Here is a 26,015-nt window from a genome sequence, read left to right as displayed (position 1 = left end):
CATGCCATTGCGTAGGCGGGCAGGCGGCAAACCGTTTCACATGCCGCGCGGGGCCGGCGAATTTGCCGCCGATCGCGCGCCGGCCGGATCGTGGGTAACCGATCTCACCTTGACGATGGGTTAAGGCTTCAATGGAAATCTTTGGCGTTCCGCTACCGGCGATGCTGAGCCAGCTGCTGCTGGGGCTCGTGAACGGCTCGTTCTACGCGATTCTGAGTCTCGGGCTTGCGGTGATCTTCGGCTTGCTCAACGTGATCAACTTCGCGCACGGTGCGTTGTTCATGCTCGGCGCGATGCTCGCGTGGATGGGCTTCTCGTATTTCGGCCTGCCGTACTGGGCGATGCTGGTGCTCGCGCCGCTGATCGTCGGCGTGTTCGGGATGGTGATCGAGCGCTCGATGCTGCGCTGGCTGTATAAGCTCGATCATCTGTATGGCCTGCTGCTCACATTCGGACTGACGCTCGTCGTGGAAGGCGTATTCCGCTCGATCTACGGTTCTTCCGGCCAGCCGTACGACGTGCCGTCGGCGCTCTCCGGCGCGACCAATCTCGGCTTCATGTTCCTGCCGAACTATCGCGCGTGGGTCGTGGTGGCCTCACTGGTGGTCTGCTTCGCGACGTGGTTCGTGATCGAGAAGACGCGTCTTGGCGCCTATCTGCGCGCGGGCACCGAAAACCCGAAACTGGTCGAGGCGTTCGGCATCAACGTGCCGCTGATGATTACGCTCACCTACGGCTTCGGCGTCGCGCTTGCGGCATTTGCGGGGGTGCTCGCGGCACCCGTGATTCAGGTCTCGCCGCTGATGGGCCAGCCGATGATCATTACCGTGTTCGCAGTGGTCGTGATCGGCGGGATGGGTTCGATCATGGGCTCGATTCTCACCGGTCTGTTGCTCGGCGTGATCGAAGGGCTGACGCGCGTGTTTTACCCGGAAGCGTCGGCGACCGTCGTCTTCGTGATCATGGCGCTCGTGTTGCTGGTGCGCCCGGCGGGTCTCTTCGGCAAGGAAAAATGATGCAGAGAAAAGCGCTCTACGGTCTGCTGCTGATCGTGCTCCTCGCGGTGCCCGTGCTCGGCATCTATCCGCTGTTCGTGATGAAGGTGCTGTGTTTTGCGCTGTTCGCGGCGGCTTTCAATCTGTTGATCGGCTACACCGGCTTGTTGTCGTTCGGCCACGCGATGTTTCTCGCCTCGGCGGGCTATGTCACCGGCTATGCGATGCAGACGCTCGGTTTCTCGCCGGAGCTCGGCGTGCTGGCCGGCACCGCGTCGGCGACCTTGCTTGGATTGATCGTTGGGTTCTTCGCGATCCGCCGGCAGGGCATCTACTTCGCGATGGTGACGCTGGCGCTCGCGCAGATGGTCTACTTCGTGTTCCTGCAAGCGCCGTTCACGCACGGCGAGGACGGTCTGCAAGGCGTGCCGCGCGGCAAACTGTTCGGCTTGCTGAATCTGTCGTCCGACGTGACGCTGTACTTTGTGGTGCTCGCCGTCATGGTGCTGGCGTTCCTGCTGATCGTGCGGGTCGTGCATTCGCCGTTCGGTCAGGTGCTGGTGGCGATCAAGGAAAACGAGCCGCGCGCGGTGTCGCTCGGCTACGATACGGATCGCTTCAAGCTGCTCGCGTTCATTCTGTCGGCGGGCATTGCCGGGTTGGCAGGGTCGCTCAAGGTGCTGGTGCAGGGCTTCGAGACCCTGAGCGACGCGTACTGGACCATGTCCGGGCTGGTGATCCTGATGACGCTGGTCGGCGGCATGGGTACGTTGTTCGGGCCGCTGCTCGGCGCGGCGTTGATCGTCGCGCTCGAGGACCGGCTGGGCGATATTGGCGCCGCGCTGGCGTCGTCTACGGGCGTCGAATGGTTCCGGTCGTTGGGCGAATCGGTGACCATTGTGACCGGCGTGATTTTCATCGCATGCGTGCTGGCGTTCCGGCGCGGCATTGTTGGAGAGATCATCGCGCGGGTGCGGCCATTACGGGCGTGAAACCGGGCAGAATTCGAAATTGATTCGGGATCCGATATAAATCGGATAAGGTTGCGGTCGGCGCTGGCGGATGTCGATGCGACCGATTGGCGCGAAACGCGCCCCAATTCAGTGCCGCGGTGCACCACTAGGGTAATTGCTAGTTGTAGAGGGCCAGGTGCTCGTTTAACCTTCATGCAGTTCTGATGCACCACGAATTTTGCAGGTGGAGAACGAGGAGACAATGAGGCACTCAGTGCCCAGACGAAAGCGCTGTTGGATTGATATCCGACAGCGCTTTTTATTTTGGTTTTTCATAAAGCGCTATTCAATTCTTCCGCTAATTTGGTGACCCTTTTTTATTCACCGAATGACTCCCAATTTCGCACGCCGATACCCTGCAAAACGCTTGCAGCGCGTGGGTCCGGTCCGCTAAACTCGCTATTCACCGACCGCTGGGTCGGGATTTAAATCCGTGGATTTAAATTCAAATGAATAACGGGGTAGATAGAGGAGCGGGATGAAGTCGGCATTGCGTTGGATAAGCGCGGCATTGGTCGCCACCGGAGTGTCCGCAGCATGGAGCAGCCATGCGTTCGCGGACGTGAAAATCGGCGTCACCGTGTCGGCAACGGGCCCGGCCGCGTCGCTCGGCATTCCGGAAAAGAACACGATTGCGTTGTTGCCTAAAGAAGTGGCGGGCCAGAAAATCGACTACATCGTGCTCGACGACGCCACCGATTCGACCCAGGCAGTCAAAAACGCACGCAAGCTCACCAGCGAAGATCACGTGGATGCGCTGATCGGCTCGACCGTCGCGCCGAATTCGCTCGCCATGATCGATGTCGCGGCAGAAAGCGCCACGCCGATGATCTCGATGGCTGCGGCCGCAACCATCGTCGAACCGATGGACGCGAAGCGCGCCTGGGTCTTCAAGACGCCGCAAAACGACATTCTGATGGCCACCGCAATCGCGCAGCACATGGCGAATCACGGCGTGAAGACAGTCGCATTCGTTGGTTTTGCCGATGCCTACGGCGAAAGCTGGTTCAAGGAATTCGGCAAGGCCGCCGATCTCGCCAGGATCAAGATCGTCGCGAACGAACGTTTCGCGCGCAACGACGCGTCGGTGACCGGCCAGATTCTGAAGATCATGTCGCAGAATCCGGATGCGGTGCTGATCGCCGGCGCGGGCACGCCGGCCGCGCTGCCGCAAAAAACCCTGAAGGAACGCGGCTACAAGGGCAAGTATTATCAGACGCACGGCGTCGCCAATAACGACTTCCTGCGCGTGTGCGGCAAGGATTGCGAAGGCACCTATCTGCCGGCTGGCCCGTTGCTGGTCGCCGACCAGTTGCCTGATTCGAATCCGGTGAAGAAGACCGCGCTTGCCTACAAGCACGCATACGAAGCCACGTATGGCGCTGGCTCGGTTTCGACCTTCGGCGGTCACACATGGGATGCAGGCTTGCTGCTGCAGCGCGCGATTCCGCTGGCGTTGAAGAAGGGGCAGCCCGGTACGCCAGCCTTCCGCGAAGCGCTGCGTGCATCGCTTGAAAGCACCCAAGACAGGCCCGCTGCGCACGGCATCTTCAACATGAGCGCGAACGACCACGCTGGCCTCGACCAGCGGGCGCGCGTGATGGTGGAGATTGTCGGTGGCAAGTGGAAGCTGTCCGGCGACTGAGCGGAGGCGAAGCGATACGGAACCGAACCTGAAAGACGCGTGCAGTTGACGCGTCTTTTTTATTGTCCGCGCGCCATTGCGGTGTGGGGCGCGCGGCGGATTGACGATGGATGAGCTGTGGAAGCGGTCAGCTTCAGGACAAACCCGCATTCGGGAGAGAGTCTATTGACCGTGGATGATGCAGAACGCAATACTACTAACATGTTAGTGTTTTGTGGACGTAGGTATAGACGCGCACACGCACGAAATCGCAGTAGTGGTACGCAGCAGGGGAGTGGCACCAAAGCGGCGAGGGTATTCACGCTGAGCAGGGAAAACCATGCTTGGCATGCCTGAACCCTATAACTAGATTCAGACACCCGGTTCGTGAGCCGGATTACAGCTACGCGCTTCAAAGCGTTTGGAGACTTGCAATGAAAAAGACAAAGCAATGGGTGCGCACCGGCATCGCAATGGCGCTGATGTGCGGCGCGGGCGCTGCCTTCGCGCAGGTGAAAATCGGCGTCACGCTGTCCACGACCGGGCCGACCGCATCGCTCGGGATTCCTGAGAAGAACACGATCGCATTGCTGCCCAAAGAGATCGGCGGCAAGACGGTGCAGTACATCGTGCTTGACGATGCATCGGATACCGGCAAGGCCGTGCAGAACACCCGTAAGCTGATCGATGAAGACCACGTGGACGCTATCATCGGATCGACGACCACACCGAACTCGCTGGCGATGCTCGACCCTGCCGCGGAGGGCAAGACGCCGGTGATCTCGCTGGGGGCATCGGCCGCGATCATCTCGCCGATGGACGCCAAGCGCGCATGGGCCTTCAAACCGCCGCAGAACGACAGTCTGATGGCTGACGCAATCGCCGACTACATGGAGCGTCACGGCGTGAAGACGGTCGGCTTCATCGGCTTCGCGGATGCATATGGCGACGGCTGGAACAACGTGTTCGCCGCGGCGGCCGCCGCGCATCATCTGAAGCTCGTCTCCAACGAGCGCTTCAACCGAACCGACGCATCCGTCACCGGCCAGGTGCTGAAGACGATGAGCGCGAACCCGGACGCGGTGCTGATCGCGGGTGCAGGCACGCCGTCGGCGCTGCCGGCCAAAACGCTCAAGGAGCGCGGCTACAAAGGCAAGGTCTATCAGACGCACGGCGTCGCCAACAACGACTTCCTGCGCGTGTGCGGCAAGGATTGCGAAGGCGAGTTCCTGCCGGCCGGCCCGATCCTCGTGGCGGATCAACTGCCGGACTCGAATCCGGTGAAGAAGTCGTCGGAAGCCTACAAGGCAGCCTATGAGAAAGCGTACGGCGCGGGTTCGGTGGCGACCTTCGGCGGTCACGCGTGGGACGCCGGCCAGATGCTGCAACATGCGATTCCGGAAGCACTGAAAACCGCTCAACCGGGTACCGAAGCATTCCGCGTGGCACTGCGCGGGGCGCTGGAAAGCATCAAGGAGCTGCCGGTCTCGCACGGCATCATGAACACCACGACGACCGACCACAACGGCCTCGACAAGCGTGCACGCGTGATCGTGCAGATCGTCGACGGCAAGTGGAAGCTGCAGAACGACTAAAAACAAAAACGGTACGCGCCACTCGCGCAACGTGCGGCTGCCGACGCCGCATTGCCATTCTGTTCGATGACAATGGCAACGACCGCCGCGCCGTGTTCCGGCGCGGCGGTCGCCTTTTCAGGCATTGCAGGCCGATGGCCGGCCGCAGATTTTGCCGCCACGACGCATTCCCGGTTTCGATTTCGACGCTTCAGGACGAGGAAGTATGGATCTATCAATTGCGGCGATCCTCGCGCAGGACGGCATCACCACCGGCGCGATCTACGCGCTGCTCGCGCTCGCGCTGGTGCTGGTGTTCTCCGTGACGCGGGTGATTTTTATCCCGCAGGGGGAGTTTGTTTCGTACGGCGCGCTGACGCTCGCTGCACTGCAGACACAAAAATTTCCGGCGACGTGCTGGTTGCTGATGGCGATGGGCGCCGCCTGTTTCGTCGTCGAGACGGCCGGGCTGGTGCGGCATCCCGAACGGCGCCGGCATGCCGCGCGCACCTTGGTGATGCTGGTCAGCAAATATCTGCTGTTCCCGATCGCCGTGTATGCGCTCACGCGCGGTGTGTTCCTACAACCGCTGCCGATGCTCGCACAGATCGCGCTGACGCTGCTGATCGTGATTCCGATGGGACCGTTCGTGTACCGGCTCGCCTATGAGCCGATCGCGGAGGCGACCACGCTACTGCTGTTGATCGTCGCGGTGGCGGTGCACTTCGCGATGGTCGGCCTGGGGCTCGTGATGTTCGGCGCGGAAGGCTCGCGTACCACCGCTTTCTCCGATGCAACCTTCAATTTCGGCAGTCTGTCGATTTCCGGACAGAGCCTGTGGGTGGTCGGCACAGCAGTCGTGCTGATCGGCGCGCTGTATCTGTATTTCGACCGTTCGATCTCGGGCAAGGCTTTGCGCGCGACGTCGGTGAATCGCCTCGGCGCGCGACTGGTCGGTATCGGCACGACGCAAGCGGGGCGCCTCGCGTTCACGCTGGCTGCGGGGCTCGGTGCGCTGTGCGGCATTCTCGTCGCACCCTTGACCACCATCTACTACGACTCGGGCTTCCTGATCGGTTTGAAGGGTTTCGTGGGCGCCATTATCGGCGGTCTGGTTAGCTATCCGCTGGCGGCGGCCGGCTCGGTTCTGGTCGGCCTGCTGGAGTCGTATTCGTCGTTCTGGGCGAGCGCTTATAAGGAAGTGATCGTGTTCACGCTGATCATCCCGGTGCTGCTGTGGCGAAGTCTTGCCAGCCCGCACGCCGAAGAGGACGAGGAGTGACACGATGAAACGAATCATGCAAAACAAGTTCTTCTGGCTGTTCCTCGTGGTGCTGTTCGCGCTGCCGGTGTTGCCGCAGCCGATCCACGTGCCCGAGTACTGGGTGACGCTGCTCAACTACATCGGCTTGTATTCGATCGTCGCGATCGGGCTTGTGCTACTTACCGGTATCGGCGGGATGACGAGCTTCGGGCAGGCGGCGTTCGTCGGTATCGGCGCGTATGCGACCGCGTATCTGACGACGCGGTACGGTGTGTCACCGTGGCTCGCGCTGATCGCGGGCGTGGTGGTGACGGCGTTGATCGCGCTGATGCTGGGGCTCGTGACGATGCGCCTGTCCGGTCACTTTCTGCCGCTCGGCACGATCGCGTGGGGACTCGCGCTGTTCTATCTGTTCGGCAATCTGGAGATGCTCGGCAAGTACGACGGCATCAACGGCATTCCGGTGTTGAATGTTTTTGGCATCAATCTGGAGTCCGGCCGGCATATCTACTACCTGATCTGGCTGGTCGTGCTGGGCGCGGTGATCTCTGTTCAAAATCTGCTTAATAGCCGGCCGGGGCGGGCGATTCGCGCATTGCGCGGCGGCGGCATGATGGCCGAAGCGATGGGCGTGAACACGGGGTGGATGCGCGTGGTGATCTTCGTCTACGCAGCAGTGTTGGCGTCGATCTCGGGTTTCCTGTACGCACACCTGCAACGCGCGGTGAATCCGACGCCATTCGGGCTGAACCACGGCATCGAGTTTCTGTTCATGGCGGTGGTGGGCGGTGTGTCGCACGTGTGGGGCGCAGTGCTCGGCGCGGCGATCCTCACCGTGCTGCAGGACTACCTGCAAACGCTGCTGCCGAAGCTGCTCGGTGAAAACGGCAACTTCGAAGTGATCGTGTTCGGCATCCTGATGGTGTTGTTGCTGCAATACGCCCGCCAAGGCGTGTGGCCGTTCGTTGCGCGCTTTTTCCCGCGCGGGCCGCGCGCGCATCTGCCGGATCGTGCGGATCCGTTGCCGCAACGCAGCAAACCCGCAGCCGGCGAAAGCCTGTTGACCGTCAATAAAGCACGCAAGCAGTTCGGCGGACTGGTGGCGGTGAACGACGTCAGCTTCGACGTGAACGCCGGGCAGATCATCGGTTTGATCGGGCCGAACGGCGCGGGCAAATCTACGACCTTCAATCTGGTCACCGGTGTGCTGCAAGCGACCAGCGGTGAGATCACGTTCCGCGGCGAGCGGATCGACGCGCTGAGTTCACGTGAAATCGTTAAACGCGGGATCGGCCGGACCTTCCAGCACGTCAAACTGTTGCCGGGAATGACGGTGCTGGAGAATGTCGCGATCGGCGCGCATCTGCGCGGCCAGGCGGGCGTCTGGCGCAGCGTCGCCCGGCTGAACGGTGCGGAAGAAGCGCGCCTGATGGCGGAAGCGGCCCGGCAGATTCGCCGTGTCGGACTCGAGCAGCATATGTACGACGAAGCAGGCAGCCTGGCCTTGGGGCAGCAGCGGATTCTCGAAATCGCTCGGGCGTTGTGCTGCGATCCGACTTTGTTGCTGCTGGACGAACCGGCGGCAGGTCTGCGTTATCAGGAGAAATTGCAGCTCGCCGACCTGTTGCGCCGGCTCAAAGCTGAAGGGATGAGTGTGCTGCTGGTCGAGCACGATATGGATTTCGTGATGAATCTGACCGATCGCCTGGTGGTCATGGAGTTCGGCACCCGGATCGCGGAAGGCTTGCCGCAGGATGTGCAGCAGGATCCGGCCGTGCTTGAAGCGTATCTGGGCGGGGTGGAATGATGGAGACAACAATGAGTGACGCTGCACCCATTCTCGACGTCGATGGATTGTCGGTTCGCTATGGCAAGGTCGAGGCCCTGCATGGCGCGGGGATCAAAGTGCGGCCGGGGCAAATCGTCTCGGTGATCGGTCCGAATGGCGCGGGCAAGTCCACGCTGCTCAACGCGATCATGGGCGCACTGCCGTCGACTGGACACGCCAAGGGCGCAATCCGCTATCAGGGTGAAGACGTCAGCGCAGTGCCGGTTGAAAAAAGGGTGGCGCGCGGCATGTGTCTGGTGCCGGAAAAGCGTGAGCTGTTTTCGACAATGACGGTTGAAGACAATCTCGTCCTCGGCGCGTATCGGCGCAAGCGGGCGGGGGAGCGTAACTTTCTCGACCAGCTCGAGCCGGTTTTTGCGCTGTTTCCGCGGCTGAAGGAGCGCCGCAAGCAGGCGGCAGGAACGTTGTCCGGTGGCGAGCGGCAAATGCTGGCGGTTGGCCGCGCGCTGATGGGTAAGCCCGATTTGCTGATGCTCGACGAACCGAGCCTGGGTCTGGCGCCGTTGATAGTCAAAGAGATTTTTCACATCATTAGTGCGCTGCGGCAAACAGGCGTGGCGACGCTGTTGATCGAGCAGAATGCGCGCGCTGCGTTGCAAATTTCTGACTATGGCTATGTTTTGGAAACTGGGGAGCTGGCGCTAGAAGGGCCCGCAGTAGATCTGGCCCAGAATCCGCGGGTCATCGAGACGTATCTGGGGTTGGCCAAGAAAGTGGCTTAATTCCGCAGTCTGCGTTTGCTCGCTGTTGTTCAAAGCGGTGTGTTTCACGTGAAACACACCGCTTTTTTTTCATGGTGAGCCATTCGGCCGAAATTCGGGCCTAAACCGAACCCGTTATAATTCGCCCATACATTTTCCTTTGAAAGGCTCACGCGACGATCTGGCGTGAGATCCGCGATGCTCTTTCCCACAGAATTTGACGTAATCGTCGTCGGCGGTGGTCATGCTGGCACCGAAGCCGCCTTGGCCTCGGCGCGCATGGGCAACACCACCCTCCTGCTGACGCATAACATCGAAACCCTCGGTCAGATGAGCTGCAACCCGTCCATTGGCGGCATTGGCAAGGGCCATCTGGTGAAAGAAGTCGATGCGCTCGGCGGTGCGATGGCTGCGGCGACGGATGAGGGCGGAATCCAGTTCCGTATTCTCAATTCGTCGAAGGGTCCGGCCGTCCGTGCCACGCGCGCACAGGCCGACCGTCTGCTGTACAAGCAGGCGATCCGGCATCGTCTGGAGAATCAGCCTAACTTGTGGCTGTTCCAGCAAGCTGTCGACGATCTGATGGTGGAGGGCGACCGCGTCGTCGGCGCTGTCACGCAGGTGGGAATTCGCTTCCGCTCACGCGCTGTCGTGCTGACGGCCGGGACGTTCCTCGACGGCAAGATTCACGTGGGTTTGAACAACTACACCGGCGGCCGCGCCGGCGACCCGGCTGCAGTATCGCTGTCGGCTCGTCTGAAGGAATTGAAACTGCCTCAAGGCCGCCTCAAGACCGGTACGCCGCCGCGGATCGACGGCCGCACGATCGATTTCTCGAAGCTCGAAGAGCAGCCGGGCGATCTTGATCCGGTGCCGGTCTTCTCGTTTCTCGGGCGTGTCGAGCAGCATCCGCGGCAAGTGCCGTGCTGGGTCACGCACACGAATGAGCGTACGCACGACATCATTCGCGGCGGGCTCGACCGGTCGCCGATGTACACGGGCGTGATCGAAGGAGTGGGGCCGCGCTACTGTCCGTCGATTGAAGACAAGATCCATCGCTTCGCGTCGAAGGAATCGCACCAGATCTTCCTCGAACCAGAAGGGCTGACGACCAACGAGTTCTATCCCAACGGTATCTCGACCAGCCTGCCGTTCGATGTGCAGTTGGAACTCGTGCGTTCGATGCGCGGGTTGGAGCACGCCCATATCCTGCGGCCCGGCTATGCGATCGAATACGATTACTTCGATCCGCGCGGGTTGAAGGCATCGCTGGAAACCAAGGTGATCAACGGGTTGTTCTTTGCCGGTCAGATCAACGGTACGACCGGGTATGAAGAAGCGGCTGCACAGGGCCTGCTGGCGGGGATCAATGCTGGCTTGCACGTGCAGGGCAAGGAAGCCTGGTGCCCGCGTCGCGATCAGGCATACCTCGGGGTTCTGGTCGACGATCTGGTTACGCGCGGTGTGTCGGAGCCGTACCGGATGTTCACGAGCCGCGCGGAGTACCGCCTGAGCTTGCGTGAAGACAATGCAGATATGCGTCTGACGGAAATAGGGCGCGAACTTGGTGTCGTCGATGACGTTCGCTGGGATGCATTCAGCCGCAAGCGCGACGCTGTTTCACGTGAAACAGAGCGTCTTCGCGCGACGTGGGTTAATCCTAAGACGTTACCGGCCGACGAAGCGACTGCGTTGCTCGGCAAGCCGATCGACCACGAATACAGCCTCGCCGATCTGCTGCGTCGTCCGGGCGTCACCTACGACGGCGTCTGCGGTTTGCGGGAAGGTACATGTGCCGCGCCCGAAACGCTGGCTGAGGACGACGTGCTGCTCGCCCAGATCAAGGAACAGATCGAGATCGGCATCAAGTATCAGGGTTATATCGACCGTCAAGCTGACGAGATCGAGCGAAATGAGGCGCATGAAAGCACCCGTCTGCCGGAGGGATTGGATTATGCGGAAGTAAGAGGGCTGTCGTTCGAAGCTCGCCAGAAGCTGACGCAATTCCGCCCGGAAACCATCGGCCAGGCATCGCGGATCTCGGGCATTACGCCGGCGGCGATTTCGCTATTGATGGTCCACTTGAAGCGCGGCTTTGGACGTCGTTCGACGAAGCCGGCAGAACCCGGCACCGACAACGGCACGCCGGTGACGCAATGACGGTACGCCAGAGGGGAAGCGGCGGAGAAGCGTTGGCACCGTTGTTGGCGGACGGCGTTCGCGAACTTGGCCTCGATTTGACTGACGCCCAACTTGGCAAACTGCTCGACTATGTCGCCTTGTTGGGAAAGTGGAACGCGGTCTACAACCTGACGGCGATCCGCGATCCGCGTCAAATGCTGACTCAGCACATTCTGGATTCACTGTCGATCGTGCCGCATCTGGCGACGCGCGGCCCGTCCTCGGTGCTCGACGTGGGTTCCGGTGGCGGCTTGCCGGGAATCGTGCTGGCCATCGTCCTGCCCGAATGGACCGTCACCGTGAACGACATCGTTCATAAAAAGACGGCTTTTCAGGCCCAGGCGAAGGCCGAGCTCGGCCTTATGAATCTGTCGGTTGTCACCGGCCGGGTCGAAACATTACAGCCCGGCGCCGAAGTACCGGCAAAGTTCGACGTAATCGTCTCGCGCGCATTCGCAGAGCTCGCGGATTTCGTTACACTGGCCCGTCACCTGGTCGCGGAGCAGGGCGCGATCTGGGCGATGAAGGGTGTGCGTCCGGACGGCGAGATCGAGCGCTTGCCTGCAGGCACTCGCGTGGAGCAGATCATTCGCCTGAACGTGCCGTCACTCGACGCTGAGCGGCATTTGATCAAGGTGCTGGTGGATGCCGAGAGCTGACAAGGGCCGGTAGCCCGGTACCGCACCGAATACCAGAAGCGCAAGCGCTTTCCAATTTACTCAAGCAGCAAAAGGGACACACCAACGATGGCAAAAATCTTCTGCGTTGCGAACCAGAAGGGCGGCGTCGGCAAGACGACGACAACGGTCAATCTGGCCGCCAGCTTGGCAGCGCAGGGACAGCGTGTCCTTCTCATCGATCTGGACCCGCAGGGCAATGCCACGATGGGCAGCGGTATCGATAAGGCCGCTTGCGCGAACACCGTCTACGAAGTGCTGGTGGATGGCGTGTCGGTGGCAGATGCGCGGGTGCGTCCTGAGGCTGTCAATTACGACGTGTTGCCGGCCAACCGCGAGCTGGCTGGCGCCGAGGTCGAACTGGTCAGCGTGCAGAGCCGCGAGCGCCAATTGAAGGTTGCGCTGGCGCTTGTCGAAGGCGAATACGATTTCGTGCTGATCGACTGCCCGCCGGCTTTGTCGTTGCTGACGCTCAACGGCCTGTGCGCCGCGCACGGCGTGGTGATTCCGATGCAGTGTGAGTACTTCGCGCTCGAGGGCCTGTCGGACCTCGTCAATACGATCAAGCAGGTGCACGCAAACCTGAATCGGGACCTGAAGGTGATCGGCTTGCTGCGCGTGATGTTCGATCCACGCATCACGCTGCAACAGCAAGTCTCCGATCAGCTGAAAGAGCATTTCGGCGACAAGGTGTTCGACGTGGTGATCCCGCGCAACGTGCGTCTTGCCGAAGCGCCTAGCTATGGTTTGCCGGGCGTGGTGTTCGACCGGGCGTCGCGCGGTGCGCAAGCGTACGTGCAGTTCGGCGCAGAAATGATTGAGCGGGTGCGCGCGCTGAATGGCGCGTCCCAGGCATCCTAAGCGGATCGAGGAAGCACGATGAACGCAGTAGCAAGAAAAAAGGGATTGGGCCGGGGTCTGGAAGCATTGCTCGGTGGCAGCCCGGATATCACCGAGGCAGTGGTGATCGACGGTGCGCCCAATGTGCTGCCGCTCAGCAAACTTCAAGCCGGCAAGTACCAGCCGCGCACGCGCATGGACGAGGGCGCGCTGCAGGAGTTGGCGGCGAGCATCCGCGCGCAGGGGTTGATGCAGCCGCTCCTCGTGCGGCCCGTTTCGGCGGACAAGTACGAGATCATCGCCGGGGAGCGGCGTTTCCGTGCGGCGCGCCTCGCCGGACTCGACGAGGTGCCGGTGCTGGTGAGGGACGTACCGGACCAGGCTGCTGCCGCGATGGCGCTGATCGAGAATATTCAGCGCGAAGATCTGAACCCGCTCGAAGAAGCGCAGGGCATTCAGCGCTTGCTCGATGAATTCAACTTTACGCATGAGCAGGCGGCTGAATCGGTCGGCCGCTCGCGCAGCGCTGTGTCGAACCTGCTGCGCTTGCTGAACCTGGCGTCGCCCGTGCAAACGATGCTGCTGGCCGGCGACCTCGACATGGGACACGCGCGTGCGCTGCTTGCCGTCGACGCCGCGACACAGATCACGCTGGCCAATCAGGTCGTCAACAAGCGCATGTCGGTGCGCGAAACCGAAAAGCTCGTGACCACCACCACCAAGGCGGCGCCGGCGGTGAAGGCGCGCGCGAGTCAGGACGGCGGCCGTGATACACGACGCCTCGAAGAAGAATTGTCCGATTTGCTCGCCGCAACGGTAAAGATCAAGCTCGGCCGACGCGGCCGCGGCCAGGTGCTGGTGGATTTCGGCGACCTGGATGCGCTGGAAGGCATCCTGGTCCGGTTGCGCGGCAACGCCACGGCCTGATCGCGATGGCGAGTTGAACGTGAAGAACGCCGAACGTGCTTGCGAACCGTCTGGATGGATTTCACTCGCAAGCTGTTCGGCAGCGGTAGGTGCATTGCAGTGGCCGTAATCGCAAGCTTGGGCGGTTCACCACGCTCGCTGATTGTTTGCGGGCCGTATTGATATCTGACGGATTCCTAAATTCAAAACCAGCGGCAGATAGTCAGGATTCCTGATGCAATGGGTTTGTCGCACTTGCGCGGTCCTGTCTGGCCGTCGCGTAAGCGCCAACGCTGAGCCCATCGGATGGGGGAGGTGGACGCCGAATTCTGGATTTGCCTGGCAATTGCGCGAATGCTTCTCCTCCGACACGCGTCGAGTCCGTATCGGCGTCGTATGCTTCGTTAAGCACTTCCCGATCCGACACCGGCAAGATGGCCGCGATGCCGTGGGCGATTTAAACGCGGCAGGGCAGGCGAGGCGCGCCACACAGCCGAAAACCCAGTAGCCGCCGCGTAGTCATCGGGCAGCATCACAAACGTGTCCGCGGTAACCATGCGCGCTCTGTAAAAAGAGTCGACATCCGGTCGCGGCTTCACCGCTACCCGGTACTGTCCTACAAGTCCACCGTGCCACACCAAAATCTACTTCTGTTGCATTTTTGAGACGTACGCCATAGCGTCGAAACGACGCATCCGCGTGATCAAACCCGCTCAACGTATCACGCATATTTGGCCACCCCCCGGCCGCCTTACATTTGCCGTGAATAACCGCGCGAACACGCCGCTTCCGTATGGTGAAGGCCGGTTTCACACAGTTTATTGGACGGCCTAAAGTCTTGAATTGCCTGCAACTATCGCTTACAATCGCCCGGATTTAATTGCACGGCAACCCCGTAAGCGCAGCGTAAGCTCGCGGGCTGAACAAGACTTTCGGAACACTGCGATGGCGGTCAAAGCGTCGAATCAAGCGCCGAAGAATGGGCACGACGAACACCGCGCAGAACGCACCGTTTCCGATGCGTCCACCGGTCAGCCCGTTACAACTGACGATGCGTGGGATGTCGAGCAGCAAGATAACAATATCGTTCCGCTCACGCGGGCCGAGGCTGAAAAGCTGTTTGGTCCCAATGTGAGTCGTCCATCGCGCGTCACGCCTTCCAAGGTCGTGGCAGCGCAAATGGTTTTGTCCCTGGGTGCTACGCTGGTGTGGTGGCTGTTCTACAAGCCGCCGGGCGCTGCTGCGCTGTCCGCGTTCCTGGGGGGAGCGATCTGCTGGGTGCCGGGCGCGCTGTTCGCGGCACGCCTTAGAACGCTGAGCGGCGCCGAAACAGTAATGAGCTGGATGGTCGGCGAAGCGCTCAAGATGGGGACAACGATCGCGATGTTTGTAGCCATCGCCTTCTGGTACCACGACGTACGCTGGGTGCCGCTGCTCGTGACCTACCTCATCGCGCTCAAGACGTACTGGATCGCCCTGGCGTGGCGCTAAGGTAGCAGCACAAAGTAGTACCAAAGAATTCAGGCTGGCGCGCAGCGCCGCCACAAGGCGCGCGGATATGACACGATCCGCGCCCGGCATGTTCCCGCAATACAGAATTGCTGCGGGCGCGGCCTAAGACGATTTTCGACAATTTGGGTGGCTTTAACGATATGGCAGCTAGCGAAGGCACGCGCGCAATGGATCCGTCCGAGTACATCGCGCACCACTTGCAAAACTTTTCCACCGCGCACCAGACGTCGATTTTCGACATTCACGTGTGGAATCTGGACACCCTTTTCTGGTCGATCGTTTGCGGTTTGGCCACCATCCTCATTCTGCATCTCGCCGCCCGTAAGGCGACGTCCGGCGTGCCGGGCCGTTTCCAGTGCGCGGTCGAAATGCTGGTCGAAATGGTCGAGGATCAATCGAAGTCGATGATCCACGGCACGCGCACCTTCATCGCACCGCTCGCATTGACCGTGTTCGTCTGGGTCGCGCTGATGAACGCGCTCGACTTTATCCCTGTCGACCTGCCGGGCCACGTGATCGGCTGGCTGGGCCTCTCCGAAGTCATCCCGCACCACCGCATCGTCCCGACTGCCGACCTGAACGGCACGCTCGGCATCGCCCTCGGTGTGTTCGCGCTGATGATTTACTACAACTTCAAGATCAAGGGCGCCGGCGGCTTCGTGCACGAACTGCTGTCCGCTCCGTTCGGCGCGCATCCGCTGCTGTGGATCCCGAACCTTGCACTGAACATCATCGAGTTCGTCGCGAAGACGGTCTCGCTCGGCATGCGGCTGTTCGGCAACATGTACGCGGGCGAACTGTTGTTCCTGCTGATTGCCCTGCTCGGCAGCATCTGGAGCTTCGGCGCGGACACGACGGTGCTTGGCTTCATCGGCCACGTGATCGCCGGCAGCGTGTGGGCAATCTTCCACATCCTGATCGTGCTGCTGCAGGCGTTCATTTTCATGATGCTGACGCTGGTGTACATCGGCCAGGCACACGACACGCACTAACCTGCGCAGTCGACCAAAGAATCGTAGTTTTTTAAATCCCAGTTCCAACCAGTTCTAAAAGACTTTTCACAAAGGAGTGATCATGCAAGCTTTCATCGCCAACATCCAGGGTCTGACCGCCATCGGTATCGGCATCATCATCGGCCTGGGTGCAATCGGCGCCTGTATCGGTATCGGCCTGATGGGCGGCAAGTACATCGAAGCATGTGCTCGTCAGCCGGAACTGATGAACCCGCTGCAAACCAAGATGTTCCTGCTGGCTGGTCTGATCGATGCGGCGTTCCTGATTGGCGTTGGTGTGGCAATGCTGTTTGCGTTTGCGAACCCGCTGCTGTCGAAGCTGGCAGGCTGAGGTTCCTCGGAAGTTTGCGCCTGAGCTATAACTGTTAAAGGCGCAGGGCGGAACGGGCACTTAGGCGCTGATCGAATCCAGAATCGATGAGCGCCTTGCCGTTTCACTTTCCGAACTAGCAACGTTTAAGGAAACACCGTGAATCTCAACGCAACCCTGTTTGCGCAAATGGTCGTGTTCCTGATCCTCGCGTGGTTCACGATGAAGTTCGTGTGGCCGCCGTTGATCAACGCCCTCGACGAGCGCTCGAAGAAGATTGCTGACGGTTTGTCTGCCGCTGAAAAGGGCAAGGCTGAACTCGACGCCGCTCACAAGCGCGTCGACCAGGAACTCGCCCAGGCACGCAACGACGGTCAGCAACGCATTGCTGACGCCGAAAAGCGCGCTGTGACAGTCGCTGACGAAATCAAGGCTCAAGCACAAGCTGAAGCCGCTCGTATCATCGCGCAAGCGAAGGCCGACGCGGAACAGCAAGTCGTGAAGGCGCGCGAAACGCTGCGCGGCGAAGTCGCTGCACTCGCCGTGAAGGGCGCTGAACAGATCCTGAAGCGCGAAGTCGACCAGGCAGCTCACGCTGACCTGCTGAATCAACTGAAAGCCGAGCTCTGATCATGGCCGAACTTGCAACCATCGCCCGTCCGTACGCAGAAGCGCTGTTTGGCGTGGCCGAAGCTGGTGACATCGCCGCCTGGTCCACGCTCGTGCAGGAGCTGGCACAGGTTGCGCGTCTGCCCGAAGTGCTGTCGATCGCCTCGAGCCCGAAAGTGAGCCGCGCCCAGGTCAGCGAACTGCTGCTGGCCGCGGTCAAGTCGCCGCTCAAGGACAATGCGCAAGCGAAGAATCTGGTGCAAATGCTGGTCGATAACCATCGCCTGCAGTTGCTGCCGGAAATCTCCACGCAGTTCGAAGAGTTGAAGAACGCCCGCGAAGGGGCGGCAGATGTGCTGATCGTTAGCGCATTCCCGCTCGAAGGCGCGCAGTTGAACGACCTCGTCGCAAGTCTCGAACGCAAGTTCCAACGCAAGCTGAAGCCGACGGTCGAAGTCGACCCGTCGCTGATCGGCGGCGTGCGCGTGACGGTCGGCGACGAAGTGCTCGATACCTCGGTCCGCGCGCGGCTTGCCAGCATGCAAACGGCTCTAACGGCCTGAAGCGCGTGAAGCGCTTCAGCGGCTGGCACGCAACAGAATTGACTATCAGGAGCGAATAATGCAACTCAATCCCTCTGAGATCAGCGAGCTGATCAAGAGCCGGATCCAGGGCCTTGAAGCGAGCGCAGACGTTCGCAACCAGGGCACTGTGATCTCCGTGACCGACGGTATCGTGCGTATCCACGGCCTGTCGGAAGTGATGCAGGGCGAAATGCTCGAATTTCCGGGCAACACCTTCGGTCTCGCATTGAACCTCGAGCGCGACTCGGTCGGCGCCGTGATTCTGGGTGAGTACGAACACATTTCGGAAGGCGACATCGTCAAGACGACGGGCCGCATTCTCGAAGTGCCGGTGGGTCCGGAACTGCTCGGCCGCGTGGTCGACGCACTCGGCAACCCGATCGACGGCAAGGGCCCGATCAACGCGAAGAAAACCGACGCAATCGAAAAGATTGCTCCGGGCGTGATCTGGCGTAAGTCGGTTTCGGAACCGGTCCAAACCGGCCTGAAGTCGATCGACGCGATGGTGCCGGTTGGCCGCGGTCAGCGTGAGCTGATCATCGGCGACCGTCAGTGCGGCAAGACCGCAGTCGCAGTCGACGCGATCATCAACCAGAAGGGCAAGAATCTCTTCTGTATTTACGTCGCGATCGGCCAGAAGGCTTCGTCGATCATGAACGTGGTGCGCAAGCTGGAAGAAACCGGCGCGCTGGAATACACGATTGTCGTGGCCGCTTCGGCTTCGGAATCGGCTGCGATGCAATACCTCGCACCGTACGCCGGCTGCACGATGGGCGAATACTTCCGCGACCGCGGTCAAGACGCGCTGATCGTTTATGACGATTTGACCAAGCAAGCTTGGGCATACCGTCAGATCTCGCTGTTGCTGCGCCGCCCGCCGGGCCGCGAAGCATATCCGGGCGACGTGTTCTATCTGCACTCGCGTCTGCTGGAACGTGCCGCTCGCGTGTCGGAAGACTACGTCGAGAAGTTCACGAACGGCGAAGTGAAGGGCAAGAGCGGTTCGCTGACGGCACTGCCGGTCATCGAAACGCAAGCAGGCGACGTGACCGCATTCGTTCCGACGAACGTGATCTCGATTACCGACGGCCAGATCTTCCTGGAAACCGACCTCTTCAACGCAGGTATCCGCCCGGCAATTAACGCCGGCGTGTCGGTGTCGCGCGTCGGTGGTGCGGCTCAAACCAAGGTCGTGAAGAAGCTGTCGGGCGGTATCCGTACCGACCTCGCACAGTACCGTGAACTCGCCGCGTTCGCGCAGTTCGCTTCGGACCTCGACGAAGCCACCCGCAAGCAGCTGGAGCGCGGCCGCCGCGTGACGGAACTGCTGAAGCAGCCGCAGTATCAGCCGCTGCAAGTATGGGAACTGGCGATCTCGCTGTTTGCCGCGAACAACGGCTACCTCGACGACCTGGAAGTCTCGCAAGTGCTGCCGTTCGAAAAGGGCCTGCGCGACTACCTGAAGACGAAGCACGCTGACCTGATCAAGCGCATCGAAGATACCAAGGAACTCTCGAAGGACGACGAAGGCCTGCTGCATACGGCCCTCAAAGACTTCAAGAAGTCCGGCGCTTATTGATCCGCGAGTGATCCGCAAGGCATAAACGGACCTTGAAGCGGCGCGGGCCGCAGGCAACTGAACCCGCGCTGCTTCGATCGCTTTGCATGGGACCCGAGTAAGCGCTAAAGCGCTAACTCGGGCCGACAAGGAGCAAGCAATGGCTGGAATGAAGGAAATTCGCGGCAAGATCAAGAGCGTGCAAAACACGCGCAAGATCACGAAAGCGATGGAGATGGTGGCCGCATCGAAGATGCGCCGCGCTCAGGAGCGCATGCGCGCTGCTCGCCCGTATGCCGACAAGGTCCGCGATATCGCTGCACACATGAGCCGTGCGAACCCGGAGTATCGTCACCCGTTCATGGTGTCGAACGAAGGCGCGAAAACGGCGGGCATCATCCTCGTCACGACCGATAAAGGTCTGTGCGGCGGTATGAACACGAACGTGCTGCGTGCGTCGTTGCAGAAGTTCAAGGAACTGGAAGGCCAGGGCAAGACGATCGAAGCAACTGCGATCGGCACCAAGGGCCTGGGTTTCCTGAACCGTCTGCGCGCCAAGGTGGTGTCGAATGTCGTGCATCTGGGCGACACGCCGCATCTGGAAAAGCTGATCGGCGCGGTGAAGGTGCAGCTCGACCTGTACTCGGAAGGCAAGATTTCGGCGGTGTACCTGGCGTACACGCGCTTCGTCAACACGATGAAGCAGGAGCCGGTGATCGAGCAACTGCTGCCGCTGTCGGCAGAGCAGTTCGAGCGCAAGGAAGAAGACGGCACGACGCCGAGCACGCAGTGGGACTACATCTACGAGCCGGATGCACAGGCAGTGGTGGATGAGCTGCTGGTGCGTTATGTCGAAGCGCTGGTCTATCAGGCCGTCGCGGAAAACATGGCATCGGAGCAGTCGGCACGGATGGTCGCAATGAAGGCCGCTTCGGACAACGCGAAGACGGTCATCAACGAACTGCAGCTCGTGTACAACAAGAGCCGTCAGGCCGCGATCACGAAAGAACTGTCGGAAATCGTCGGTGGCGCAGCGGCAGTCTGACCTTGACTGTCGAACAAACCGCTTCGTGTGCGACCGTGAGGCGCACCCGTCTAGGCGACCCCATCGAAACTGCGCCTTTGCGCGAGTGAAGAATTGAGTATCTAAAGGAAAAGCGATGAGTACTACTGCTTTGGTAGAAGGCAAGATCGTACAGTGCATCGGCGCGGTGATCGACGTGGAATTTCCGCGTGAATCCATGCCGAAGATTTACGACGCGCTCATTCTCGAAGGTTCGGAACTGACCCTCGAAGTCCAGCAACAGCTGGGCGACGGCGTCGTCCGTACCATCTGTCTGGGTGCATCGGACGGCCTGCGCCGCGGCACGACGGTGAAGAACACCGGCAAGCCGATCAGCGTGCCGGTCGGCAAGCCGACCCTCGGCCGGATCATGGACGTGCTGGGTCGCCCGATCGACGAAGCCGGCCCGATCAATTCGGACGTGGTTCGCGGTATTCACCAGAAGGCTCCGGCGTTCGACGAACTGTCGCCGTCGACCGAACTGCTCGAAACCGGCATCAAGGTTATCGACCTGATCTGCCCGTTCGCCAAGGGCGGTAAGGTGGGTCTGTTCGGTGGCGCCGGTGTGGGCAAGACCGTGAACATGATGGAACTGATCAACAACATCGCGAAGGAACACGGTGGTTACTCCGTGTTCGCCGGTGTTGGCGAGCGTACCCGCGAAGGGAACGACTTCTATCACGAAATGAAGGACTCGAACGTTCTCGACAAGGTCGCGCTGGTGTACGGCCAAATGAACGAGCCGCCGGGCAACCGTCTGCGCGTCGCGCTGACCGGTCTGACGATGGCTGAGCACTTCCGTGACGAAGGCCTCGACGTGCTGTTCTTCGTCGACAACATCTACCGTTTCACGCTGGCAGGCACGGAAGTCTCGGCACTGCTCGGCCGTATGCCGTCGGCAGTGGGCTATCAGCCGACGCTGGCTGAAGAAATGGGTAAGCTGCAAGAGCGTATTACGTCGACCAAGACTGGCTCGATCACGTCGGTGCAGGCCGTGTACGTCCCTGCGGACGACTTGACCGACCCGTCGCCGGCTACGACCTTCGGCCACCTGGACGCAACCGTCGTGTTGTCGCGTGACATTGCTTCGCTGGGTATCTACCCGGCAGTGGACCCGCTCGATTCGACCTCGCGTCAGATCGACCCGAACGTGATCGGCGAAGAGCATTACTCGATCACGCGCGGCGTGCAGCAAACGCTGCAGCGCTACAAGGAACTGCGCGACATTATCGCGATTCTGGGCATGGACGAACTGGCGCCGGAAGACAAGCTCGCCGTGGCGCGCGCGCGTAAGATCCAGCGTTTCCTGTCGCAGCCGTTCCACGTCGCTGAAGTGTTCACGGGCTCGCCGGGCAAGTACGTGCCGCTGAAAGAAACGATTCGTGGCTTCAAGATGATCGTTGAAGGCGAGTGCGACCACCTGCCGGAACAAGCGTTCTACATGGTCGGCACGATCGACGAAGCCTTCGAAAAGGCCAAGAAGATCCAGTAAAGGTCGGGTGTAACGAAGCGGGCGCCGGCCTCGCGCGTATCGATACCTAACGGTGTCGGAACGCAAAGCCGGCGCCTCTTACTACGCTCAACCAGGAGTCGACATTTATGGCAACTATCAAGGTAGACGTCGTCAGCGCGGAAGAGCAGATCTTCTCGGGCCAGGCGAAGTTCGTCGCGCTGCCGGGCGAAGCGGGTGAACTCGGCATTCTGCCGGGCCACACGCCGCTCATCACGCGGATTCGTCCGGGTGCGGTGCGCATCGAAGCTGAAAACGGCGAAGAAGAGTTTGTGTTCGTCGCCGGCGGCATTCTCGAAGTCCAACCGGGTGCAGTGACGGTTCTCGCCGACACTGCTATCCGCGGTAAGGATCTCGACGAAGCCAAGGCCGAAGATGCGCGCAAGCGTGCGGAAGAAGCGCTGCAAAACACGGGTTCGAACCTCGAATACGCAACCGCGCAAGCGGAACTGGCGTATGCGACGGCTCAGCTCGCGGCGATCCAGCGTCTGCGCAGGCTGCGCGGTCAGAAATAAGCAATACGTATCAGAAAGAAAGCAGTCTTCGTGGCTGCTTTTTTTTGACTTCTACTTGACGTTTACGGAAAGGTCAGCAAAATCGTGTCTTCAGATAAGCGCGGTCCATCCATGCGCTGCGGGTAAGACTTGATGCCTCACGGACATACGCCGGTGGCACAATCGGTTTCAAATTGATTTCTCAAGAAAACGCCAGGCCGCCCCAAGTTTTCCGCCCTGCAGGAAGTCCCCTTGGGGGATTGACCCCCTCGGGGGGCCTGGCGCGAAGCGACAGGTTCGGGGGCACCCAATAGAGCGAGCTTCCGCTCACGGAGACAACACCATGGCAACGCAAGTGTCAGGCGAAAGAGCACTCATCGAGCCGAAGGACGGTCTTTCGTACGTCCGTGGTTCGACCGACATCCCCTTGAGCGAAGCAACGGTCGGCCAGTTTCTGCGCGACACCGCGCAGCGTTTTCCTGACCGTCCGGCTGTGGTGTTTCGCGAGCAGCGCATTCGCTGGACGTGGAAGGAATTCGCGGAAGAGGTCGACGTGCTGGCGGCCGGGTTGCTCGCGCTCGGCATTGAAAAAGGCGATCGCGTGGGGATCTGGTCGCCGAACCGGGTGGAGTGGCTGCTCACGCAGTTCGCCACTGCGCGCATTGGCGCCGTGCTGGTCAACATTAATCCGGCTTACCGGCTCGCGGAACTCGAATACGCGTTGAACAAAGTCGGCTGCAAGGCGATCATCGCCGCAGAGCGGTTTAAAACGTCGATGTACCTCGACATGCTGCGGGAACTCGCGCCGGAACTGGCCACCCAGGCGCTGGGCGAATTGCGCGCCGCACGCCTGCCTGATCTGCGCTACGTGATCCGCATGTGCGACACGGAAACGGCCGGCATGTTGACCTTCTCCGACGTAATCGAGCAAGGCCGCGCGACGCTCGACGTCGCGAGGCTCGACGCCATCGGCGCGACGCTGTCGTGCCACGATCCGATCAACATCCAGTTCACCAGCGGCACAACCGGCAATCCGAAGGGCGCGACGCTGACGCACAGCAACGTCGTCAACAATGCACGCTATATCGCGATGGCGATGCGCCTGTCCGAGCAGGACGCCCTGTGCATCCCCGTGCCGCTCTATCACTGCTTCGGCATGGTGCTGTCAGTGCTGGCGTGCGTATCGGTCGGCGCGAATATGGTGTTTCCGGGCGAGGGTTTCGACCCTGCCGCCACGTTGGCTGCCGTCGCAGAAGAACAATGCACCGCACTACACGGCGTGCCGACCATGTTTATCGCCGAGCTCGATCACCCCAATTTCGCCACCTACGACTTTTCGCATCTGCGCACGGGCATCATGGCCGGCTCACCGTGCCCAATCGAGACGATGAAGAAAGTCGTCTCGGCGATGCATCTGAACGAAATCACAATCGCGTACGGCATGACGGAGACCAGCCCGGTGTCGTTTCAGAGTTCGACCACCGATCCACTCGACAAGCGCACCACGACGGTCGGCCGCATCCAGCCTCATCTGGAAGTGAAAATCGTCGATCCACTTGGTCGAATCGTGCCGGTGGGCGAGACGGGCGAGTTGTGCACCCGAGGCTATTCGGTGATGCAAGGCTACTGGGGCGACGAGGCGAAGACGCGGGAAAGCGTCGTCGACGGCTGGATGCACACCGGCGATCTGGCGACGCTCGATGCCGAAGGCTACTGCAACATCGTTGGCCGTCTGAAGGACATGCTGATTCGCGGCGGTGAGAACATCTATCCGCGCGAGATTGAGGAGTTTCTGTTCCGCCACCCGAAGATCCAGAGCGTGCAAGTGTTCGGCGTGCCCGATCCGAAGTACGGCGAGGAGGTGTGTGCATGGATCGTCCTGCGCGCAGGCGAGCAGGCAACGGCCGAGGAGATCCAGCAATTCTGCCAGGGCCAGATCGCCCACTACAAGGTGCCGAAGTACATTCGCTTCGTCGACGAACTGCCGATGACGGTGACCGGCAAAGTGCAGAAGTTCATCATGCGCGAACGGATGATCGGTGAGTTGAAGATGAAGGAAGACAAAACGGCGTAACGCGCATGCGGGTTCGGCGCGGTGCAGATTCTTGCGCCGCGCCGGCCGACATTTGGGGGAAAACCATTTGCCGCCCGAGCCCAAAATGGCCCTGAAAAAAACGCGCAAACGTTTGACAAGACGAAAAAAAAGCGGGCCTGGAGCCCGCTAAAAACCACACGCTACGGGGTTAGCGCGAGGAGACCAAAGGAGGAACCGACTGAGACGACGCCCCAGCGCCGACTACGGCCCCAGCAGGGATGCCCCTTCACAGGGCTTCGGCGTACGCCGACCGGCAAGTGCATCGTATCCGCTCACACCACGCACCCAGCCACATCCGTGTTGAAACCGTTGAGGGCATTGTGGGCGAATTAACCTACGAGCGCGGTAACAAAGTGTTTCAGGTTGTAACGCCCGCCAGATAAGGCGTTGCGGGATTTATTGCCAATCGGAAACGTTTTAAACGTAAGTTTTACCGATGACTGACTCGCAATTTAATACGCCTGATTGATGCTATTCGCGACGCATATCGCGGGACCATCCGTTCAGTCGATTCCGCATGGAATGGTTGCATGATCATCTTTTTCGCGAACGATTGCCTGTGTTACAGGCCCTTGCTGGACCCATGCACCTCATCTTCCTGGTGTGAGTGACCGCGCTGCAATGCGGTACGCATGAAGTGCGGACAGCGCGAAAAACCGGTTGCCCCGGTTGCGTCGACCGTTCGACTGCATTGTTCTGCTTTTGCTTACATCCGGCGGTCCAGTTACACGATTGTGCTGGCGCAGTGGAATTATTTAAAAGGGCTATATCCACCCAGCTCGTCGAGCCGGGAGGAGTACAGGCAGCCTGCAAGCGACAAGCCTTACTTCAGCCATTTATCCGAGATTGTCTGGTACTCGCCGGTCGCCCGCGCCAGGTGCAGCCACTGGTCCACATACTGCTGGAACGCGACATCGCCACGCGGCAGCAACCAAGCCTTCTCACCGTACTGGAATGGCTTGTCCGGATGTACGGAGCAAAGACCCGGATTCAGCTTTTGCTGCAACAACGTCTCCGACGCGTCCGTCACCATCACATCGGCCTTGCCGGCGAGGATCTGCTTGAAGATTGTCACGTTGTCCGGATAGACGGTGACGTTCGCGTGCGGAAAATACTGCTTCGCGAAGCGCTCGTTCGTGCCACCCGGATTGACGATCACGCGCGTGGCTGGCTGATCGATCTGCGCAACCGTTTGATATTTGTCGACGTCATCGCATCGCACGATCGGCGTCTTGCCGTCGATCATGTATGCCTGCGTGAAGAACGCGCGCTTTTGCCGCTCGAGTGTCGGCGAAACGCCGCCCACACCGACGTCGCATTTCGCAACGAAGTCGTTCATCAAGTTCGGCCACGACGTCTTGACGAATTCCGCCTTCACGCCGAGCGACCTAGCGAGCGATTCGGTCATCTCGATATCGATGCCTTCGAACTGGCCGTCGGTTTTGTGGAACGAGTACGGCTTGTAATCGCCGGTCGTGCAGGCGCGCAGCGTGCCGCGCGCGAGAATTTCGTCGAGCCGCGAAGGCGCCGCGGCGGTTGCGCCGGTCTGCGCGTGGGCCGCGCCGCTTTGCATCAAAACGCCGGCCAAAACGCCGAGCAGTGCGAGTGCTGCCTTGTTCATCGAGTCTCCTTGATTGCGCGTA

General features: G+C 60.6%; 22 protein-coding genes. 21 read left to right on the top strand and 1 reads right to left on the bottom strand.

The annotated features are described in order from the left end of the window. The first annotated feature begins 131 nt into the window (after positions 1–131). The 21 genes from AC3WOG_RS20475 to AC3WOG_RS20375 all read left to right on the top strand — a co-directional run bounded on the left by AC3WOG_RS20475 (position 132) and on the right by AC3WOG_RS20375 (position 24,351). The gene (locus tag AC3WOG_RS20475; protein WP_492579614.1) at positions 132–1,016 is read left to right on the top strand and encodes a branched-chain amino acid ABC transporter permease; all 885 of its coding nucleotides are present in this window, start codon (positions 132–134) and stop codon (positions 1,014–1,016) included. Continuing rightward, a complete protein-coding gene (locus AC3WOG_RS20470) occupies positions 1,016–1,987 on the top strand; it encodes a branched-chain amino acid ABC transporter permease (RefSeq protein ID WP_492579846.1) in 972 nt (323 codons plus the stop codon). The genes AC3WOG_RS20475 and AC3WOG_RS20470 overlap by 1 nt, the downstream gene beginning before the upstream one ends. A 499-nt stretch (positions 1,988–2,486) precedes the next feature. Further along, positions 2,487–3,653: an ABC transporter substrate-binding protein gene (locus AC3WOG_RS20465; RefSeq protein ID WP_492579613.1), complete on the top strand. Its 1,167-nt coding sequence runs from the start codon at positions 2,487–2,489 to the stop codon at positions 3,651–3,653. A 413-nt stretch (positions 3,654–4,066) separates the two neighbouring features. Further along, positions 4,067–5,227 carry an ABC transporter substrate-binding protein gene (locus AC3WOG_RS20460; protein ID WP_492579612.1) on the top strand — a complete coding sequence of 387 codons (1,161 nt, stop codon included), beginning with the start codon at positions 4,067–4,069 and terminating at the stop codon, positions 5,225–5,227. A 205-nt stretch (positions 5,228–5,432) separates the two neighbouring features. Then, positions 5,433–6,488: a branched-chain amino acid ABC transporter permease gene (locus AC3WOG_RS20455; RefSeq protein WP_492579611.1), complete on the top strand. Its 1,056-nt coding sequence runs from the start codon at positions 5,433–5,435 to the stop codon at positions 6,486–6,488. Positions 6,489–6,492: 4 nt separating this feature from the next. Beyond that, positions 6,493–8,277, top strand: coding sequence for a branched-chain amino acid ABC transporter ATP-binding protein/permease (locus AC3WOG_RS20450; protein ID WP_492579610.1), 1,785 nt, complete (start codon positions 6,493–6,495; stop codon positions 8,275–8,277). Between the two features lie 11 nt (positions 8,278–8,288). Continuing rightward, positions 8,289–9,041: an ABC transporter ATP-binding protein gene (locus AC3WOG_RS20445; protein ID WP_492579609.1), complete on the top strand. Its 753-nt coding sequence runs from the start codon at positions 8,289–8,291 to the stop codon at positions 9,039–9,041. A gap of 177 nt (positions 9,042–9,218) precedes the next feature. After that, the gene (gene mnmG / locus AC3WOG_RS20440; protein ID WP_492579608.1) at positions 9,219–11,180 is read left to right on the top strand and encodes a tRNA uridine-5-carboxymethylaminomethyl(34) synthesis enzyme MnmG; all 1,962 of its coding nucleotides are present in this window, start codon (positions 9,219–9,221) and stop codon (positions 11,178–11,180) included. Then, positions 11,177–11,860 carry a 16S rRNA (guanine(527)-N(7))-methyltransferase RsmG gene (gene rsmG / locus AC3WOG_RS20435; protein WP_492579607.1) on the top strand — a complete coding sequence of 228 codons (684 nt, stop codon included), beginning with the start codon at positions 11,177–11,179 and terminating at the stop codon, positions 11,858–11,860. The genes mnmG and rsmG overlap by 4 nt, the downstream gene beginning before the upstream one ends. An 87-nt stretch (positions 11,861–11,947) precedes the next feature. Next, positions 11,948–12,739: a ParA family protein gene (locus AC3WOG_RS20430; RefSeq protein WP_492579606.1), complete on the top strand. Its 792-nt coding sequence runs from the start codon at positions 11,948–11,950 to the stop codon at positions 12,737–12,739. A gap of 18 nt (positions 12,740–12,757) precedes the next feature. Further along, the gene (locus AC3WOG_RS20425) at positions 12,758–13,645 is read left to right on the top strand and encodes a ParB/RepB/Spo0J family partition protein (RefSeq protein ID WP_492579605.1); all 888 of its coding nucleotides are present in this window, start codon (positions 12,758–12,760) and stop codon (positions 13,643–13,645) included. Between the two features lie 924 nt (positions 13,646–14,569). Then, positions 14,570–15,115, top strand: a complete 546-nt coding sequence (locus AC3WOG_RS20420) for an ATP synthase subunit I (protein ID WP_492579604.1) — start codon at positions 14,570–14,572, stop codon at positions 15,113–15,115. A gap of 161 nt (positions 15,116–15,276) precedes the next feature. Continuing rightward, positions 15,277–16,128 (top strand): F0F1 ATP synthase subunit A, encoded by an 852-nt coding sequence (atpB, locus tag AC3WOG_RS20415; protein ID WP_492579603.1) that lies wholly within the window; start codon positions 15,277–15,279, stop codon positions 16,126–16,128. An 82-nt stretch (positions 16,129–16,210) separates the two neighbouring features. Further along, positions 16,211–16,480, top strand: coding sequence for a F0F1 ATP synthase subunit C (gene atpE / locus AC3WOG_RS20410; protein WP_007180033.1), 270 nt, complete (start codon positions 16,211–16,213; stop codon positions 16,478–16,480). Positions 16,481–16,618: 138 nt separating this feature from the next. Further along, positions 16,619–17,089: a F0F1 ATP synthase subunit B gene (locus tag AC3WOG_RS20405; RefSeq protein ID WP_492579602.1), complete on the top strand. Its 471-nt coding sequence runs from the start codon at positions 16,619–16,621 to the stop codon at positions 17,087–17,089. Between the two features lie 2 nt (positions 17,090–17,091). Further along, the gene (locus AC3WOG_RS20400; protein ID WP_492579601.1) at positions 17,092–17,631 is read left to right on the top strand and encodes a F0F1 ATP synthase subunit delta; all 540 of its coding nucleotides are present in this window, start codon (positions 17,092–17,094) and stop codon (positions 17,629–17,631) included. 58 nt (positions 17,632–17,689) lie between these two features. Next, positions 17,690–19,231, top strand: coding sequence for a F0F1 ATP synthase subunit alpha (gene atpA / locus AC3WOG_RS20395; protein ID WP_492579600.1), 1,542 nt, complete (start codon positions 17,690–17,692; stop codon positions 19,229–19,231). 139 nt (positions 19,232–19,370) lie between these two features. Then, complete coding sequence (gene atpG, locus AC3WOG_RS20390) at positions 19,371–20,255, top strand: F0F1 ATP synthase subunit gamma (protein ID WP_492579599.1); 885 nt, start codon at positions 19,371–19,373, stop codon at positions 20,253–20,255. Positions 20,256–20,370: 115 nt separating this feature from the next. Then, a complete protein-coding gene (gene atpD / locus AC3WOG_RS20385) occupies positions 20,371–21,765 on the top strand; it encodes a F0F1 ATP synthase subunit beta (protein ID WP_095417889.1) in 1,395 nt (464 codons plus the stop codon). A 107-nt stretch (positions 21,766–21,872) separates the two neighbouring features. Beyond that, entirely contained in the window at positions 21,873–22,298 is a 426-nt protein-coding gene (locus AC3WOG_RS20380; protein WP_410832283.1) for a F0F1 ATP synthase subunit epsilon, read from the top strand. Positions 22,299–22,620: 322 nt separating this feature from the next. Beyond that, positions 22,621–24,351 (top strand): AMP-binding protein, encoded by a 1,731-nt coding sequence (locus AC3WOG_RS20375; RefSeq protein WP_492579598.1) that lies wholly within the window; start codon positions 22,621–22,623, stop codon positions 24,349–24,351. Positions 24,352–25,195: 844 nt separating this feature from the next. Here AC3WOG_RS20375 and AC3WOG_RS20370 read toward each other — a convergent pair. Then, the gene (locus AC3WOG_RS20370) at positions 25,196–25,993 is read right to left on the bottom strand and encodes a transporter substrate-binding domain-containing protein (protein WP_492579597.1); all 798 of its coding nucleotides are present in this window, start codon (positions 25,991–25,993) and stop codon (positions 25,196–25,198) included. Between the last annotated feature and the right edge of the window lie 22 nt (positions 25,994–26,015).

This window comes from Paraburkholderia sp. FW306-02-B (assembly GCF_058782725.1).
The sequence above is the reverse complement of the archived record's forward strand: the minus strand, read 5'-3'. Positions and strand labels throughout refer to the sequence as shown.

Coding starts and splice junctions, on each gene's coding strand:
- AC3WOG_RS20475 (WP_492579614.1), top strand. CDS start 132: ATGGAAATCTTTGGCGTTCCGCTACCGGCGATGCTGAGCCAGCTGCTG.
- AC3WOG_RS20470 (WP_492579846.1), top strand. CDS start 1,016: ATGCAGAGAAAAGCGCTCTACGGTCTGCTGCTGATCGTGCTCCTCGCG.
- AC3WOG_RS20465 (WP_492579613.1), top strand. CDS start 2,487: ATGAAGTCGGCATTGCGTTGGATAAGCGCGGCATTGGTCGCCACCGGA.
- AC3WOG_RS20460 (WP_492579612.1), top strand. CDS start 4,067: ATGAAAAAGACAAAGCAATGGGTGCGCACCGGCATCGCAATGGCGCTG.
- AC3WOG_RS20455 (WP_492579611.1), top strand. CDS start 5,433: ATGGATCTATCAATTGCGGCGATCCTCGCGCAGGACGGCATCACCACC.
- AC3WOG_RS20450 (WP_492579610.1), top strand. CDS start 6,493: ATGAAACGAATCATGCAAAACAAGTTCTTCTGGCTGTTCCTCGTGGTG.
- AC3WOG_RS20445 (WP_492579609.1), top strand. CDS start 8,289: ATGAGTGACGCTGCACCCATTCTCGACGTCGATGGATTGTCGGTTCGC.
- mnmG (WP_492579608.1), top strand. CDS start 9,219: ATGCTCTTTCCCACAGAATTTGACGTAATCGTCGTCGGCGGTGGTCAT.
- rsmG (WP_492579607.1), top strand. CDS start 11,177: ATGACGGTACGCCAGAGGGGAAGCGGCGGAGAAGCGTTGGCACCGTTG.
- AC3WOG_RS20430 (WP_492579606.1), top strand. CDS start 11,948: ATGGCAAAAATCTTCTGCGTTGCGAACCAGAAGGGCGGCGTCGGCAAG.
- AC3WOG_RS20425 (WP_492579605.1), top strand. CDS start 12,758: ATGAACGCAGTAGCAAGAAAAAAGGGATTGGGCCGGGGTCTGGAAGCA.
- AC3WOG_RS20420 (WP_492579604.1), top strand. CDS start 14,570: ATGGCGGTCAAAGCGTCGAATCAAGCGCCGAAGAATGGGCACGACGAA.
- atpB (WP_492579603.1), top strand. CDS start 15,277: ATGGCAGCTAGCGAAGGCACGCGCGCAATGGATCCGTCCGAGTACATC.
- atpE (WP_007180033.1), top strand. CDS start 16,211: ATGCAAGCTTTCATCGCCAACATCCAGGGTCTGACCGCCATCGGTATC.
- AC3WOG_RS20400 (WP_492579601.1), top strand. CDS start 17,092: ATGGCCGAACTTGCAACCATCGCCCGTCCGTACGCAGAAGCGCTGTTT.
- atpA (WP_492579600.1), top strand. CDS start 17,690: ATGCAACTCAATCCCTCTGAGATCAGCGAGCTGATCAAGAGCCGGATC.
- atpG (WP_492579599.1), top strand. CDS start 19,371: ATGGCTGGAATGAAGGAAATTCGCGGCAAGATCAAGAGCGTGCAAAAC.
- atpD (WP_095417889.1), top strand. CDS start 20,371: ATGAGTACTACTGCTTTGGTAGAAGGCAAGATCGTACAGTGCATCGGC.
- AC3WOG_RS20380 (WP_410832283.1), top strand. CDS start 21,873: ATGGCAACTATCAAGGTAGACGTCGTCAGCGCGGAAGAGCAGATCTTC.
- AC3WOG_RS20375 (WP_492579598.1), top strand. CDS start 22,621: ATGGCAACGCAAGTGTCAGGCGAAAGAGCACTCATCGAGCCGAAGGAC.
- AC3WOG_RS20370 (WP_492579597.1), bottom strand. CDS start 25,993: ATGAACAAGGCAGCACTCGCACTGCTCGGCGTTTTGGCCGGCGTTTTG.